The following is a 15968-nucleotide window of genomic DNA, read 5'->3' as shown; positions in this document are numbered from 1 at the left end:
CTGACAAAAATTTTTTCAAAAAAATTTTTCTGCAACAAAAAAGGCGATATCGGGAAAAGCGCCGACCTTTTCGGAGAAATTCCGAATCTGCACTTATTCCGATGTCGCCTGAAAAAATCAGCGTATGAGGTCGCGGGGTATCTCGCTGTAGTCGTACATGACCTCCGAGTGGTTGTCGCGGACGAGGTCTTTGGCGATGACCCTGCCCGACTCGCGGTCGCGGGTGACCTTGTATATCTTCGAGATGCGGTAGTACTTGCCGTCCTCTTCGAGGGTGAAGTGGTGGTCTTCCTCCGCCAGTTCAAAGGTGTAGGGGAAGCGGCTCCTGCTCCTGAGCTCCGCTCTCAGCTCGCCCTTTTCGCACCAGACGCAGAGCTGAACGGGCTGGTCGGTGGTGTTTTTGAAGCGGTAGTCGATATAGTTGTAGCAGACCGACGTTCCCGAGCTGAAGGGCACGCGCTTTGCGCCGTCGGGAGCGAGGGCGTCGGAGTGGCTGTGGAACTCGGTCACTTCCAGCGGACTGTGGAGTATCAGATTATGTATGGTGTTGGCGAGGTTGCAGAGGCCGCCGCCGAGACCGGGTTCGAGCTTGCCGCCCGAGATGATGCGACCGTCGCGGTAGCCCTTTGCGGCGGTTATCTTGCCCACCGTCCTCCAGAACGAGAAGGTCTCGCCGGGCATGATGACCATGCCGTTCATGGTGTCGGCGGCGATCTTGATGTTCACCGCCTTGTTGCGCTGGAGGGTCGGGTCGATGCCCTTGCCCTTCTTTATCAGATGGGAGCTGTAGGTGGAGACCACGTTCGGCAGGCGGCTGCCCGTGCGCTTCACCGCGAAACGGTCGTTCCCCGTGAAGTCCTTGTAGTAGCGTTTCGCCTTCTCTTTCGCTTCGGAGATAGCGTAGGTGGTGTCATTGATGTCGCAGAAGAGGATGGGCTTGCTGCGCAGGAAGGGGCGGTTCTTACCGCCCTGATAGATGTCGCCGAGCCTGTTGAACAGGGGCGTTTTCTCCCAGAGGCGGAGTGCGCCGTACTCGAAGTAGCGTTTCTGACCCAGCTCAGTCTCGCCCTCAGCTTCGATGAAGTGGACGAGGATGCAGTCCATGCCCGAGCGGTTCGCTCCCCTCACGTCGAGGATGAGCTGGTCGCCTGCGCAGATGACCTGACGCTTGTCGAGACCCAGCACTGCCAGTGCCTTGCTGTAGCCAGACTTCGAGGGCTTGTCCGCGTCGCACACGAAGGGCGAACCCACCGCCTCGGCGAAAGGCTGAACGCGGCTCAGCTCGTTATCCGACAGCAGAACGGTCTTCAGACCCGAAGCGCGTATGCGGTCGAACAGCGCGGTTATCTTCTCGTCGGCAGGGTCGCCGTGATGCACGAGAGTGTTGTCTATATCAAGGATGATGCCGCGGTAGCCCTTTTCGTACAGCTTTGCGTAGTCGATGGTGTAGACGCTGTCGGCGTAAGCCGCGGGGAAAAGCTTGTTCAGCATAGCACGGCCTCCTTTCCGCAGAGATATTCACAGACCCTTCCGACCTGCTCGGGGAAGCTTCCGCCGAAGCAGTTGTCGAAAAACGCGCTGCCGATGGTGAAGCCCCAGGCTCCCGACTCTCTGACCTCGTCTATGCGCTCAAAGCTGTCGATGCTGCCTGCGATGACCACGGGCGCCCCGACCTCGGAAGCGAATCGGCGGTTGAGCTCGGCGGCGTCGCCCGTGAAGCGGTAGCCCAGCAGGTCGAAACCGTACACTCCCCTGCCGACCAGCGAATTCGCCTCGGCTATCATGCCGTCTATGGTGCCGCCCAGCACGGAAGGTCTTCCCGTGACCTCGCCCACGAAGGGCAGGTAGAGGATACCGTTCTCACGGCAGATGTCACGCACCGCGTCGGAATACATCGTGCCCATCAGCATATCGACTCCGCACTCTGCCGCAAGCTTTGCACCGTCGATACATTCGGGTTCGGTATAGGCAACGACCTCAAGAGCGGTCTTTTTCCCGCACTCTCTCATTCTCGCAAAAAGTCTCTTCATACTGTCATGAGGAAGGTCGAGCTCCTTGAAGCCGAAGTATTCGGCAGGGCAATCCCTGCACTGTTCAAATATCTCCTCGGCATCGGGAGCGGTCTTATCGTCATAGGTCAGCATGACGATAAGCACGGGACTGTTATTCATGTTATCACCCTTATCATTAATGTTCTGTATATAAAACAATCATCCAATATTATATTATAACATATCGGGGCCTTGTTTTCAATAGTTATTCTGCACATAAAACGGCAGAAACTACAGTATAAAGCGATAAAAATCGTTTGAAAATTTGTTTTGCGGGGGACTTGACAAACGGGATAAGTGATGCTATAATTGTAATATAGATATTTATGTGTCCGGGAGGGAATAGTTATGGAAAAATATACTGCACCTGAGCTCCAGATCGTTGAATTCGGCACCAGCGATGTAATCATCACAAGCGACGGCTGGCACGATGATACTTCCGAGGGTTGATAAAACACAATATCGAAACGCAAACAGAGCCGAAGACATAATCTGCCTCGGCTCTGTATGATAATTTCAGTATGACCCGCTACGGCGGGCATATTTTTTTAGGAGAGATAATTATGACGGAGAATACCGCTATGGCGAAAACGGCTAAGATCTGCCGCATACTGCTCCTGCTCATCATCATCGCGCAGACGGTGTATATGTGCCTCTGCTTCGCCTTCGAGCGCAAGGGGATATTCTCCGATGAGGTGTGGAGCTTCGGGCTTTCAAACAGCTACTACAAGCCCTTCATCTACGCGCCCGACGGCTACAGGGCGAACTACATCGACGACCACGACCTGAACGACAACTTCAACGAAGTGGTGGACGGGTCGGAGCTGAAGGACTACATCACGGTTCAGAAGGGGCAGAGGTTCAGCTACGGGTCGGTGTACCACAATCAGACGCTGGACTGTCATCCCGTGCTGTACTATGCGATGCTGCACACGGTGTGCTCCTTCTTCCCCGACAGGTTCTCGCTGCTGTTCGCCTTTATACCGAGCCTGATATTCATGTGGGTGACGCAGTTTTTCCTGTACAGGCTGGGGAAGCTGCTGACGGGCTCGGAAGTGTATGCCCTCACGGCGGTGCTGTTTTACGCGGCTGTGCCCGGGGCGCTGTTCACCTTCATCTACATCAGGATGTACTCGCTGCTGACCATGCTGCTGGTGATGAACACCTTCTACACCATGCGGTACATCTACGACGGCGAAATGAAAACGGTGAAAGCTCTGCTGCCCGTTTACATCACGGCGTTCCTTGCCTTCAACACACAGTACTCGGCTATCGCGTACATCGGGTTCCTGACCTTTGCAGTGTGCGTGTGGCTCATCGTGAGGAGAGGATTCTTGCAGGCGGTGAGGTACGGACTGCTGATGGCGGCGACGCTGGGAGCCTTCGTGGGGGTCTTCCCTGCCATGCTCGACCACATATTCAACAACCAGTTCACGGGGGAGAAGCAGTATGACTTCTTCACTCAGCTGCGTGCCATCCTCGACTACGTGACCAAGTACTCGCTGGGATTCAGGGTGTATATGCTGCGCAGCGACAAGGGCGCTTACATCACGGCTGTGCTGGTGATCGTCATCGCTGTGGCGGCGCCTGTACTGTTCCTGTTCAGAGATTCGGCAGCGGTGAAGAATGCAGCCAAAGCCCTCAGAGAAAAAATGACCGAAGCGGGAAACCTTCTCAGAAGTTCCCACTACGGTCCTGTGATGATTATGTTCGGTGTCGCGGGGATAATCATCTTCGCGAACCTCTCCTGCGACATCGCCTACACCTTAAAGACCTCGCTCAGGTACGTGATGCCTGCGTATCCCTTCGCGTGTCTTGCGGCGGTGATACTGCTGAAAGGGATCATCGGTCAGCTGCCGCTTATTCGCAGGGCTTCCCTGCCCGTGCTGCTGGCGGTGGTGGCTGTGATGGCTTTCAGGTCGAATTTGCAGAACAGGAAGCTGTTCATGTTCAGCGCCTACCCCGTCACCGTCACTGAGGCCGCCGACACCTTCGAGGGGACGAAGAACATCGTCATCATCCCCGACAAGAGGATGATAATGACCAACACCTGCGCTTATCTCTACAAGTGCGACAAGGTGTACTACGTAACAGCCAAGGAGCTGAAAGAGGACAACTCCGCCGCGAAGAACGCCTTCGACTCCCCCGACTACGTCTGGGCTGAGTGGGACAACTACCTGCTCACCGACAGGCAGGCGGATATGATAGTCGAGAAAGGTCTGGTTCCCGAAAAGAAGAAGTACCAGCTGCAAACAAGGAACATTCTGGTGGATGACCCGCCCCCAGACTGGTACGTGGCAAGGCTCGTGACCGAAGAGGTGGACGACATCATCGGCGACGACCCCGACATCGAGTACATGATAGAAGCGAACGGACGTTCCTTCTTCATCCTCAAAAGAAGGGCTACCTGACCTCGAAGCTGCTGCTGTCGAGGACGGGCATGGGGGTCGGCTTCATGTCGTCGATGCTGACAAAGTAGCTGTCCTGAACCTGTCGAAGAACGCTGGCGATGTCACGCGGGTCGCCTTCGAGTTCGGCTTCGACTGTGCCGTCGTAGAGATTTCTGACCCAGCCCGTGACCCCGTAGGTCATGGCCGCGTAGTACATTCGGTAGCGGAATCCAACGCCCTGGACGCGCCCCGAGAAAATGTAGTGTGTTCTTGTTTTTTCCATTTTACCTCCGTGAGAAAGGATAGAGTTTATGAATGTTATCTTTGATATAGGAAAGGTGCTTGTTGACTTTGATTTTGAGGGCTTCGCAAAGCGTATCCTCGGCGAGGAGACCGCGGAGAAGGTCATCGCCGCCATGTGGGGCAACCCCTACTGGCTCGAACTGGACAGGGGCGTGATGCGCGACGAGGAAGTGCTCCGAAAGTTCATCGAAAAAGCTCCCGACTGCGAGCAGGAGATACGTCTGCTATTCTCGCGTCTCGGTGAGATACCGAAGCAGAGAAAGGACGCCATCCCACTCATACAGAAGCTCAAAGCCGACGGTCACAGGGTCTTCTTCCTGTCCAACTACTTCGAGTACCTGATGCACACTGCCCCACAGGAACTCTCCTTTATTCGCTATATGGACGGCGGTATCTTCTCCTGCTTTGAACACATCGTCAAGCCCGACTACGCCATCTTCCGCATCCTCTGCGAAAGGTACTCCCTCGACCCCGCCGACTGCATCTTCATCGACGACACCGAACTAAACGTCCGCGCCGCTGAGGTCGTCGGCATGAAAACCATCCACTTCAAAAACCTATCCTACGACTCTCTTTACGAGATCATCTCGGGGGAGTGAGTACGGGTCTATATTTTGGGAGACCCGCACTCTCCCCCCGTCACTCGCGAGCATGCCAGTTTTTGTCGGGGTGGGCGAGGTAGTAGGATTTTTTGTCTTCGTACATTTTGGCGTCGGCTGCCTGCATAGCTTTGCAGATGTCGTAGTCGCCGTCGAAGCGGACTGCGCCTGCGGCGAAGCTGACGTCGTGGGTGTCATCGGCGAGGGCTTTCAGTTCGGCGGTTCGGGATTCGAGTTCCGCTTCGGTAATATCGGGGCAGAACACTACGAACTCGTCGCCGCCTGCGCGGTATATCTCGTAATCGCCGAAGGCTATTTTGAGGATACCTGCGGCGCATTTCAGGAGTTTGTCGCCTGCGTCGTGACCCTGGATGTCGTTGACCGTTTTCAGGCCGTTGAGGTCAGCGAAGACAACGCCCATAGCGGCGGGGCGGTCATCGGTCCTGAGGATGGCATCGACGCGGTTGTTCATGGCGTTGCGGTTGCTGACTTCGGTGAGCATATCGACGCTGCTGAGAAGTTCGAGCCTGCCGAGCAGCTGGTAGTTCGCGATGACGGCGCCCATGAAGAACGTCGAAAGTTCGAGGGTCTCTTTGATCGTCATCATCTTTTCGGAGTCGAAGTTCGCCGCCCAGATGAAGCCGACGGTCTCGCCGTTGAATTTTATGACGTAGAGGACGATGCTGCTGACGCCTTTTTCGACGAGGGAGTTGTACCAGACGATGTCGCGCTCCTTGACGATGGAGAGGTCGTTGGCGAGAAGGCAGTCGCTGCCTGCAAGGAGTTTCTCCCACGCCTGCGTCATTTCGTAGGGGGTGCGTTTCATGCTGTCGGCGAGGGACATGAGGTAATCCTGATTGAGCCCCCGCTCGTTGATGAACCGAACGGACTTGGTGGCGTTATCCACGAGGGCGACGGAGCAGAGTTTTGAGCTGCAAATCTTGCGGATGTCGCCGACGATCTCGGCGATCGAGCGGATGAAATCCTGTTTCTTGTGGAGTTTGATGCTTAGGTTCAGGACGGCGTTGGAGATCTCGGCGGAGCGTTCGGACATTATGTCGGAATCGGGGACGGGCGAGGTCTTGACGATGTAGAGGCAGTAGTAGCGGCCTTCCTTTTCGGGCTGCATGGGCAGGTAGTGACCGCTGATCCATGCGCCGTGAGCGTTGACGTAGGAGTAGAGGGGCTCTTTGCCGACGGCGCATTTGTGGCAGAAGGCTTCAAAATTAACGTCGCAGAAGTATTTTCTGTAGGGGATGCCCTTGTAGAATTTCGGCGCGTCGGGGCGCATAGTCAGCACCGCGAGGTAGGCGTCGTTTACGGCTTCGAGGAGCAGGTCGCTGTAGGTGCCGTCGGGGAGGATCTCGAACGAGTAGACGCTCGCCCAAGCCTGAATTTGCTGAACATAACTCTGAAGATCCATAATTACCTCCTGAAAAGGGTGATTATTCCGCGATTTATTTACGGACTGTTATTATTATATCATATTTTTGTACAACAATCAAGAGAATTTGATAAATTTAAATCTTTCGCGCTAAGGTGGCAGTCGCATTTTTTGTGCAGAGTTTACAATTTATAAGGATGTTTTTCGGCGATGTAGAGAAGTTCGATAGAATCGGATATTTTTTGGAAATGCGCTTGACAAATGCTTTTTAATGTGATATAATATATATCGTCGTAAAGACGATGTAATAATTATGGAGAAGTCGCCTAGCCCGGTTTATGGCGCACGACTGGAACTCGTGTATGGGTTAATAGCTCATCGAGGGTTCGAATCCCTCCTTCTCCGCCAAATCCCCGTGTGGTCAAAAGCTTGATCACACGGGATTTTTCTTTGTTTAGCACGCTATTATGCGGTTTGCGGGCATTTTGTCTGTGGAAAATAGAGGGTCATTTTGTTCATTAAAATTCCATATTTGACGCTGAATTTCCACTTTCAGTCACACGTTTTGTCACAAAATCACACGAAATCACACGAAATCACACGAGAAATCACACAAAATCACACGAAAAAATGCTCCCAGAATCCCGTGAAATCAAGCATTTTCGGGATTGTTCAATGACTGAAATCACACAAATCACCTCGAAATAATCACACAGCAGTTTTAACCTGACTCATCAGGGAGATTTTTTGTACTGTTACAACCGCCTATCAGACCCATATAGTAGTCATCTATCATTCTCTGAAACCGCTGTTCGAGCGAGGCGTTGGTATGCGTGTAAACGGTCTTGAGGATATTGTTCGAAGCCCAGCCGCCCATTTTCTGGATATAGTCGTCGTCAACGCCCAGATTCTTCAGCGTAGTCGCAAACAGATGCCGCAGTTGATGAAAGGTTATCTTAATACCATTTTTCTCCATGTACCTGCGGAAATTCTGCGATACCTGATTGTAGCTCATGTTCACAATGTAGTCATCATCGCTTGCGTGCGGCTGAGCCATTATCATATCGTAAAGGTACTTCGGCAGACTGACAGTTCTGTTACTGCCTTCGTTTTTGGTGAAGTCCCTCTTTTCGTCACTCTCCAAACCGAGATAAACACGGGTGCGGCAAACTGTGATGTGCGTTCCGTCCTTAGAAATGTCCCGATACTGCAAGCCCCTGACCTCACTGACCCGAAGCGACAGCCACATCGCAAGCAGGCACGGCAGTTCAAACTCCGTCCCCTTTATCGCATTGATAACATCTTCCGCAGGCGGCAGCTCGGACTTTTTGGCTTTGGGTGCGGGAATCGTGATTCTCTTGACAAGATTATACTCATACCCCTGAGCCGCAAGTGCGCTGTTGACAAGGCTAAGTGCAGATTTGAGGGTCTTACGTGAGCTACCTTTATCTCTGTAATCGGCGTTGACTGCCGCCTGAACATCGAGTATCTTCAGCTCGGAGATCTTTTTCATCATGATATCCTGGAGTCTGTTTTTCAGGATAATGTTGTAGCCGTTGAGCGTTGACGGGGCGATGATGTCCCTGCGGGCATTGATGTACTTCTCTAATGCCGCTGAAACCGTCAACTCATCGGGGTCTGCGCCTATACCGTGTCTCGCCTTGTAATCGGCTGCCATTTTTGCAGCTTCCCATTCGGTCTTGGCTATAAATGACTTGACTATTCGTTTCCCGTTTTCATCGTAGCCGACGACCACCTGCTTTCTGAATTTGCCAGAGCTGAGCTGCCCGGGCTTTTTCTTATTACCTTTTATACTTGCCATAAAATGCACGTCCTTTCAAGTTATACAGGACGTAGTAGGGTACTTTTATTATAGCATATTTCGGGCGTTTTTGCAACCGGTTTCGGATGAAAAACAATAACAAAGTACGGCACCGATCTGAATTGCTATTCTGTTTATCCTTCTAATTAGTCATGAATCTATATTTGCGAATCAATAAAATGATGCATGATCCTGTGAACATTTAGATTACCATAAACGGTGAAAGTGGTTTTTCAGAAATGCCGAACTGATTCAGATCATTATGTTCTCTGCAAAAGAACTGTTTGTGAAGCCGTATTTCAAACACTACGGTACTAAGCGAATCCGAAAAATCAGAGAAAAATAACAATTTTCAGAATACTTAGCGCATTTTAGATGAATATTCTCGTTTTTTTCGAGAATATTATTGACATAACAAAGGAAATACTGTATAATATAATTGGAGGTGCTAATATGATAGAGTTATTTAGAGTAAAGAATTTCATGTCATTTAAGGACGAATCAGTTCTTGATTTCAGGGCTCTTTCGTATAAACAGCATAAGGATCATATTATTTTATCTGAAAAAACTAATTCGGATGCAAAATATGGACATTTAAAAACTATTGCAATTTATGGAGCAAATGCTGCCGGAAAATCCAATCTGATCGCAGCAATACATGCTTTTCAAATCGTTTTATCCAATCAATTATTCAGTAACTCAAATAAATCCAATAGTCCATATAAGAACATCACTCCGTTTTTGTTGTCTGATTCAGAAGACAATACAGAGTTTGAGATAGTGTTTAATTATAAAGGTAATAGATATCAATACGGATTTGAGTTAAAGCACAATAATATATCAGATGATGATTACGCAGATGGCTATTCAGATTATGATGTGATAAATGAATGGTATTATATTAACGATGATCAGATTTATGACAGAGAAAAAGATATTCTGTCTATTGGCACAAAATATAAGAATATCTTGAATAAAATTGACCGTATTCCGTCAGGAAGGCTGTTTATTTCAGCATTGGATTATTTTCTTGGAAGCAAAGAAAGAGATTTGCTTGTTGAAGGATTTAGAGAGTTTATTTTTGGCGATCTTACTGTTTATTTTGAACTGATTATGGAAACATCGGTCAAAACCACTTTAAGTCAAGCATCAATAAACAGCAGACTATTCGTTGACCAGAATTATAAAAACAGAGTTGAAGAATATCTCAAAATGATAGATGTTGGAATAGAACGAATTGAAGTAAAAGAGCAGCTTGTTTCAAATGGAAATCCATTGAATTCCAAGAAGATCATTGAAATAAAAACTATCCACAAAAAGTTTGACGAAAAAGGAAATGCCATTGGCGAAATATCATTTGATCTGAATCAGGAGTCTTCCGGAACACTAAGATTCTTTATGTTTATTCAGAGAATAATTGAAATACAGGAAAAAGGCGGTGTTTTGATCATTGACGAATTGTCAGCACGGTTACATCCCTTGTTGACTAAACTAATAATAAATATGTTTCAGTCGTCTGAAAACACAAAATCTCAGTTGATATTCTCCACTCACGATATTTCTTTGCTGAACAAAGAACAATTCAGACGAGATGAAATAGTATTTGTCGATAAAAACGAACGTGGGGAGTCAAAAATCTACACTTTAGCAGACCTTAAGGTAAGGGAAGATTCATCGTTCTACAAAGAATATATTCAAGGAAAGTACGGTGCTATCCCGATATTCAGGAGCTTTGACGAGTTGCAGCAAGGAGATGAGCCTAATGCCTAGGATGATGCTGAGCCCTCGAACAAGCGACACAATAGAACTGCATATAGGTAAGATTCTCATTTTCTGCGAGGGTCATACAGAAATGAATTATTTCGACTTTTTTAAAAAGCGAATAAAAATAAATATGACAATATAGTAATTCAGATGGAAATGTTAAATCAAATGCACAGGCTGTTTTAAACTATGCAGAAGAATTCCTCAAAGATGATCATAATAGTAAAGCCTTCTATGATTATGACAAATATCTTGTTTTTGATGGTGACGCACCAGATAATATAGTAGAAGTAATAGAACAGGCTAAAAACTCAGAATCCGAGTATCACCTTTTGGTATCCAGCTTACTTTTTGAGGTATGGCTCTTGATGCACATAGAAGAGCTTGATGGCGATCCGCTGAGAAAGAAACCCATTGCTAAAAAAATAGAACAACATCTTGATTTACTGACTGACAGCTATGAAAAGCACAAAGATGACCAGGGGCTTATTGCAAAGATCATTCTTGGATATCAAAATGTTGAAAAAGCAATAAAAAATGCAGAAAGCCTACGTTCTTTATATGATGAAAAAGGATATGAAATGAAGGATATTATTTCTGGGTATTATCCATATAGTAATATAGATGAGCTTGTAAAACAGCTTGCTAAAGCGACTGAATAAGATCTATACAGTAAAAAACTATGAATACTATTATTAAAAAACGTCTCACCCGAAAATGAGACGTTTTTATATGCAAGATTTTTCGGATATTGACCGCAAAATATCAGTCAGTCATCCATGTTGTTTTTATTATTACAATCATTGATCACACCCATATAATAATCATCAATAACCCTCTGATACCTATCCTCCATCGCAGCTGTAGTGTGAGTGTAAATGCTCTTCAAAATGCTGTTGGACGACCAACCACCCATTTTCTGTATGTAATCGTCCGAAACTCCCAGATCGTTTGCAGTTGTTGCAAACAGATGACGCAACTGGTGAAACGTGATCTTTATCCCTCTGCGCTCCATGTATCTGTGGAAATTCTGTGCAACTTGGTTATAGGTCTTGTTGATGATAAACTCATCATCGCTGCTGTGGGGCTGTTCCATTATTTTGTTGTAAAGAAATTCGGGCAACCATACAGACCTGTTGCTTCCGGTGTTTTTAGTCCTGCCCTTTGCCTTATCCCTGCCCTTGCCCAGATAAACACGGGTTCGGCAGACCGTGATGTGCCTGTGATCCCTGGAGATATCGGAATATTTGAGTCCTCTGACCTCGGACACACGCATGGACAGCCACATCGCCAGCAGGCACGGCAGCTCGTATTCAGTACCCTTTATCGCTTCGATGACTGTCTCTGCTGAAGGCAGCTCGGGCTTGGTAGCCCTCTCGCCCGGCAGAGTTATCCTCTTGAGCAGATTATAGTCAAACCCCTGCGCCACAAGCGCACTGTTCACCAGACTGACCGCCGACCTAAGCGTTTTTCTTGAACTGCCCTTTTCAGCATGATCCTTGTTGACCGCCGCCTGAACATCAAGTATTTTCAGCTTGGAAATCTTTGTCATCATAATCGACTGCAAGCGATGATTTAGTATCACGTTATACCCCTTGAGAGTCGAAGGCGCAATAATGTCCCGCCGCGCATTTATGTACTTCTCCAGTGCCGCCGACACAGTCAACTCATCAGGAGCAACACCTACACCGTGCTTTGCCCTGTATTCCGCCGCCATTTTTTCCGCCTCCCAAGCTGTTCTGGCGGTAAACGACTTGACGATCCTCTTTCCGTTGACATCGTAACCTATGACCAACTGCTTTCTGAAGTTGCCCGAGCTTAGCTGCCCGGGCTTTTTCTTTTTGCCGCTGCTTTTTGCCATGAAAAACACTTCCTTGTTAAATGGCAGGACGCAGCAGTTTTATACTTCGCCCTGCCCTTTGTTATTAAATATCGTCATCGTTGATAAGATCCGTCATCTTTCTATCCGTCAGATCAATGTAAGAAGCTATCTGCCCGAGAGTAAGATTTGCCGCACCCTTGTCATAGGCTCTCAGCGTTTTGGTGCAGATGTTCAGATACTCCGCCAGCACTTCGTCGGGCATATCGTCCAGCATCTGATAATACCTGACCTTCGCCCAAATGATCTTGGGTATCATTTCGGTGGGACTTCTGTTGTTTATCTTCTTTTTCATGGGTTATCATTCCTTTCATTAATCGTCGTCGTTTTTATAATCGCCGTCCATAATTTCGCAAATGACCTCAAGCATAGCGAGCATGATTCTTTCTCTTATCACAAGCTCCCAATTCGTGCGAACCTTTTTGCTCATGGGCTCCTCTGCGATCTCCTTTTCGACCTTATCGATAGTCTTATTGATGTAATTCACTCTGTCAAACACATTCATCTTTTCAAGATCGTTCATAGTGTTCACCTCCTTAATCTGTCACATCTTCCGACTCTAAATCGTCCAGAATCTCTTCTGAATCGTTCAGCAGCAACTCGATCTCGATAAGCGGCTTGAAGCAGCGCTCCCAGTCTTCGTGATCGTTCGGGCTAAAGGGCTTCTTCATGTTCTCTGCCTTGACCTGTGCGAATAATTCTTTGGCTTTTTTGCTATTCTCGTTCAGCTTTTTGATTTTTTGGGAATTCATATTAAATCCCGCCTTTCTATTAAATTTGAACTTAAATCGTTCTACTATTATTATATAAGAAAACTTATTCAAATCGAAAAAAAACGAGCTCATTCTTGATTTTAAAAAACAAAAATTTTTTCCATTATATATACACTTTCACTTTTGCCGAACAAAACTATATCGGGACATTGAAAAAGCCGATGCTCGGAAATGAACATCGGCTTATACTATTATCTATTAAAAAAAGCGGTGTTAAGCACACCGCAAAGCAGAAATCAAACAACATGACATTCAAAGTTCCTTTATGCGGAACTGATTTGAATGCTGTAAAACAAATAGGATTTTTGTTGATGATAATTAATTATAGCATATTTTCTGATGTTTGTCAACAACTATAAATAAAATTGATTATGTCTCAATAGCATTTACATATTTTGGCTTATTATGCTGTGATAATACCATGAAAAATATAAGACTATTACAAATATCCGTTTATTGGAACGCATGGTTATCGTAATTAAATCTATGTAAGCATAACTACATCATTATCAAAATGACCCAGATCGTAAAAATACTCGATCATAGGAGCAAAGCGTGGTAACATCCCGTCTTGCAGATCAATATATGTTTCTTTGACATACTCTTTCCCCATCCATTTTGAATATCTTATACACTCATCGTAAACATCACGCCTGATATTAACTAATGATTTTTCATTTAAATTCAAAATATTAATTGCTTCTTGAGCAACATGATCATCTTCAAACGGAGCGATGCGTCCATCAATAGTATAAATAAATCTATGCGCCCAATCAGAATATGATAGCGTTTCAGGAAAATCATTTGAACCTTTTTTCATACCACAAGTATTATCGGTACAAGAAATCAGCATATTTGTATATTCCATATCTAAATTAGGAAAATGATCTCGTGATCTGAAATGTTCAATATGTGAATTCTTTTCATCAATGCGTTTACAACAATAACAGCAAATATAAAATTGCTCTTTTTTGAGCATATTATCTTTTAGTTGTAGTTTTTCTTTTTTGAAATCTGGTTCAAGTTCAGAAAAAGTTAGTGGCGGCTTCTTTTTTCTCAGCTTTATCCAATAATCAGGAACTTCAGTCTTTATTATATTTCTCATGCAGGTATTTACCTCGTTTCAAAGCACCTTCTAAACGTATGACTTCGGAATGATTGAGCTCTGTAATTTGAATGATTTCATTTATTGCTTTTTCTGCTTCGTCAAAATCATTCGCTTCAATAAGCTTATAAGCATTTTTGATTTTATTCTGAAAATCTAAATTTACAGACGAAGTGTCCATGAAGTTCTCTAAGATATAGTTGCTGTCAAATCCATCCATACGTTTTATGCTTTTTATGATCTGTTCCTTTTGCTGTAATTGCTGGATGTGAAAAATAAGATATTCATCGTTCAATTCTCCGAGAACTTGAGGTGAGTGAGTAGTAATGATAAATTGAATGTTTGGAAATGTTTTCCTCAGGGTCGAAAGAATGCTTCGCTGCCATGTCGGATGCATATGAAGTTCAATCTCATCAATCAAAACAATGCCATCACCTTCAAGAGGATTGATTTTAGAAGGGTTTGCTATTGCCAGTCTGCGTGCCAGATCACCAAATAAAGCAAGCGTGCATTTTTCACCATCTGACAAATAATCCACCATTATTTCTTCATTATTCTTTTTTACTACCATCCTTACGGGATTTCTTTTTATTCTTAGATCAGATACTTGATCGAGCATCGCTTCAACAGCCCTACGAACACATTCGAGCGATTTATCACGATATCTGTTATCTCCATTGTCTCGAATATACTCGTTTTCTATGTCCTCTTGATTGCGAAACCATTCAAAAAAAGTTTTGAAATCAATAGAATTATCAACAGCTCTCTCCAATGCAGTAAAATGAGTAAATTCGTGTTTCTGCCTAATTCGCAGCGGTATCTGTAAAACGGAGCGGTTTGTTCCATAACTGACAAAAATAGGCAAATTATCGTTTTTTTCAACTTTTGAGCGGATATCATTTGTTAGCTTTAGATATTCATTTGGAAAAATTGTTGAACTTCCTCTCCTTCCGGGGATTGTTTTTCTGTGTTTTCTGTTTAAAGCATAATCTTTCTGACTATCAGTTACTTTTATTGCTATTTGCAGTTCTGTTTGACCAATATGAACTTGCTCATCATTAAGAGAACTAAAAGCCATTCCCTGAGACGGATTAAGTCTGTTACACCATGGGCGAAACAGGTAATTGATCAATGCAAGAATAGATGACTTACCAACGCCATTAACACCAAAAAAGACGGTGCTTTTTCCTTGCAATTCAATATCTAACTCAGAAAAGCCTTTGAAATTATGAGCGTAGATTTCCATAAGTTTCATTTACGTTCCCCCCCTTGACATTATACTGTCCTAATTATACTATGTTATTCAATTTAAAAATCATTTTCGATCCGAGTTTTGTATAAATATGCAGTTGAATTTCTATAACGATATTATAACATATTTTTATCTGATATGCAACCCCTCTTAAAAAATCTTAAAAAATAAGACTCAAGTTATGATTAATCGATGTTTAATCTATTTACACGATACAATGATATACCTGGTAAATAATTATATAGCTAAGAATTATACTTTCACTTTAAATGATAAGCTCTATCAAAAGCAATTAATTATCACAGCACTTTTTTTCAGATACTTTTAAAATCAAATTTTGGCATCGTTTATGTGGGGAGCAGATGAAATATCCCTTGTAAATAAAGGCTTTGAACAGTGGCGGCAAAAAGATAATATGTAAAACTCTAGTAAACGACTTGGAACATCAAGTCGTTTACGGGTTTTTAAAATTGAACTGAATTTAGGAGTATGATTTGTTCAATAAAACAAAAGAATAAAAACAATTCTATTTAGAATATAAAACTACATAAGTATTCTATAAAGAAGTGCTTCCGTATGTTTGGTATTCTTTCTTTATGTTTACTTATGGTTTCATTTTTCTTTTCTCCAAACATAAAAGACCCTA

General features: G+C 45.3%; 14 protein-coding genes, 1 tRNA gene and 1 pseudogene. 5 read left to right on the top strand and 11 right to left on the bottom strand.

Annotated features, from left to right (window positions below; all coding sequences use genetic code 11):
* Nucleotides 1-117 precede the first annotated feature (117 nt).
* On the bottom strand, nucleotides 118-1491 hold the full coding sequence (locus tag BT142_RS02280; protein ID WP_175444874.1) for a VanW family protein: 1374 nt from the start codon (nucleotides 1489-1491) through the stop codon (nucleotides 118-120).
* Nucleotides 1485-2171 (bottom strand): hypothetical protein, encoded by a 687-nt coding sequence (locus BT142_RS02275; protein WP_072416583.1) that lies wholly within the window; start codon nucleotides 2169-2171, stop codon nucleotides 1485-1487. The genes BT142_RS02280 and BT142_RS02275 overlap by 7 nt, the downstream gene beginning before the upstream one ends.
* Before the next feature lie 443 nt (nucleotides 2172-2614).
* Between BT142_RS02275 and BT142_RS02270 the strand changes: the two genes are divergently transcribed.
* On the top strand, nucleotides 2615-4462 hold the full coding sequence (locus BT142_RS02270; RefSeq protein WP_072416582.1) for a glycosyltransferase family 39 protein: 1848 nt from the start codon (nucleotides 2615-2617) through the stop codon (nucleotides 4460-4462).
* Here the strand turns inward: BT142_RS02270 and BT142_RS02265 are convergent.
* Nucleotides 4455-4724 (bottom strand): acylphosphatase, encoded by a 270-nt coding sequence (locus tag BT142_RS02265; RefSeq protein ID WP_072416581.1) that lies wholly within the window; start codon nucleotides 4722-4724, stop codon nucleotides 4455-4457. The two genes, BT142_RS02270 and BT142_RS02265, sit on opposite strands and share 8 nt — an antisense overlap.
* Before the next feature lie 28 nt (nucleotides 4725-4752).
* Here BT142_RS02265 and BT142_RS02260 point away from each other — a divergent pair, with 28 nt between their 5' ends.
* Nucleotides 4753-5343, top strand: coding sequence for an HAD family hydrolase (locus tag BT142_RS02260; protein ID WP_072416580.1), 591 nt, complete (start codon nucleotides 4753-4755; stop codon nucleotides 5341-5343).
* Nucleotides 5344-5383: 40 nt separating this feature from the next.
* Here the strand turns inward: BT142_RS02260 and BT142_RS02255 are convergent, their stop codons facing one another.
* Nucleotides 5384-6766, bottom strand: coding sequence for a sensor domain-containing diguanylate cyclase (locus BT142_RS02255; RefSeq protein WP_072416579.1), 1383 nt, complete (start codon nucleotides 6764-6766; stop codon nucleotides 5384-5386).
* Between the two features lie 276 nt (nucleotides 6767-7042).
* Between BT142_RS02255 and BT142_RS02250 the strand changes: the two genes are divergently transcribed.
* Nucleotides 7043-7135: transfer RNA gene (locus BT142_RS02250), tRNA-Ser, on the top strand.
* A gap of 313 nt (nucleotides 7136-7448) precedes the next feature.
* On the opposite strand, the gene BT142_RS02245 is transcribed toward BT142_RS02250, so the two are convergent.
* Nucleotides 7449-8549 (bottom strand): tyrosine-type recombinase/integrase, encoded by a 1101-nt coding sequence (locus tag BT142_RS02245; RefSeq protein ID WP_072416578.1) that lies wholly within the window; start codon nucleotides 8547-8549, stop codon nucleotides 7449-7451.
* A gap of 453 nt (nucleotides 8550-9002) precedes the next feature.
* Between BT142_RS02245 and BT142_RS02240 the strand changes: the two genes are divergently transcribed.
* A complete protein-coding gene (locus tag BT142_RS02240; protein ID WP_072416577.1) occupies nucleotides 9003-10319 on the top strand; it encodes an AAA family ATPase in 1317 nt (438 codons plus the stop codon).
* 161 nt (nucleotides 10320-10480) lie between these two features.
* Nucleotides 10481-10975, top strand: a pseudogene (locus BT142_RS18950) (RloB domain-containing protein); the annotation flags it as partial.
* A gap of 107 nt (nucleotides 10976-11082) precedes the next feature.
* On the opposite strand, the gene BT142_RS02230 reads toward BT142_RS18950, so the two are convergent.
* From BT142_RS02230 to BT142_RS02200, 6 genes are all read right to left on the bottom strand, one after another.
* The gene (locus BT142_RS02230) at nucleotides 11083-12174 is read right to left on the bottom strand and encodes a site-specific integrase (protein WP_072416575.1); all 1092 of its coding nucleotides are present in this window, start codon (nucleotides 12172-12174) and stop codon (nucleotides 11083-11085) included.
* A gap of 64 nt (nucleotides 12175-12238) precedes the next feature.
* Nucleotides 12239-12487 carry a hypothetical protein gene (locus tag BT142_RS02225; RefSeq protein WP_084659285.1) on the bottom strand — a complete coding sequence of 83 codons (249 nt, stop codon included), beginning with the start codon at nucleotides 12485-12487 and terminating at the stop codon, nucleotides 12239-12241.
* Nucleotides 12488-12505: 18 nt separating this feature from the next.
* Complete coding sequence (locus tag BT142_RS02220) at nucleotides 12506-12715, bottom strand: hypothetical protein (protein WP_072416574.1); 210 nt, start codon at nucleotides 12713-12715, stop codon at nucleotides 12506-12508.
* Between the two features lie 13 nt (nucleotides 12716-12728).
* Nucleotides 12729-12944 carry a hypothetical protein gene (locus BT142_RS02215; RefSeq protein ID WP_139182165.1) on the bottom strand — a complete coding sequence of 72 codons (216 nt, stop codon included), beginning with the start codon at nucleotides 12942-12944 and terminating at the stop codon, nucleotides 12729-12731.
* Between the two features lie 505 nt (nucleotides 12945-13449).
* Nucleotides 13450-14070, bottom strand: coding sequence for a retron system putative HNH endonuclease (locus tag BT142_RS02205; RefSeq protein WP_072416571.1), 621 nt, complete (start codon nucleotides 14068-14070; stop codon nucleotides 13450-13452).
* A complete protein-coding gene (locus tag BT142_RS02200) occupies nucleotides 14048-15325 on the bottom strand; it encodes an AAA family ATPase (RefSeq protein ID WP_072416570.1) in 1278 nt (425 codons plus the stop codon). The genes BT142_RS02205 and BT142_RS02200 overlap by 23 nt, the downstream gene beginning before the upstream one ends.
* Between the last annotated feature and the right edge of the window lie 643 nt (nucleotides 15326-15968).

This window comes from Ruminococcus sp. YE71, assembly GCF_900119155.1.
GTDB lineage: Bacteria > Bacillota > Clostridia > Oscillospirales > Ruminococcaceae > YE71.
Note: the sequence above shows the minus strand (reverse complement) of the source record. Positions and strands in the feature narration are given on the sequence as shown.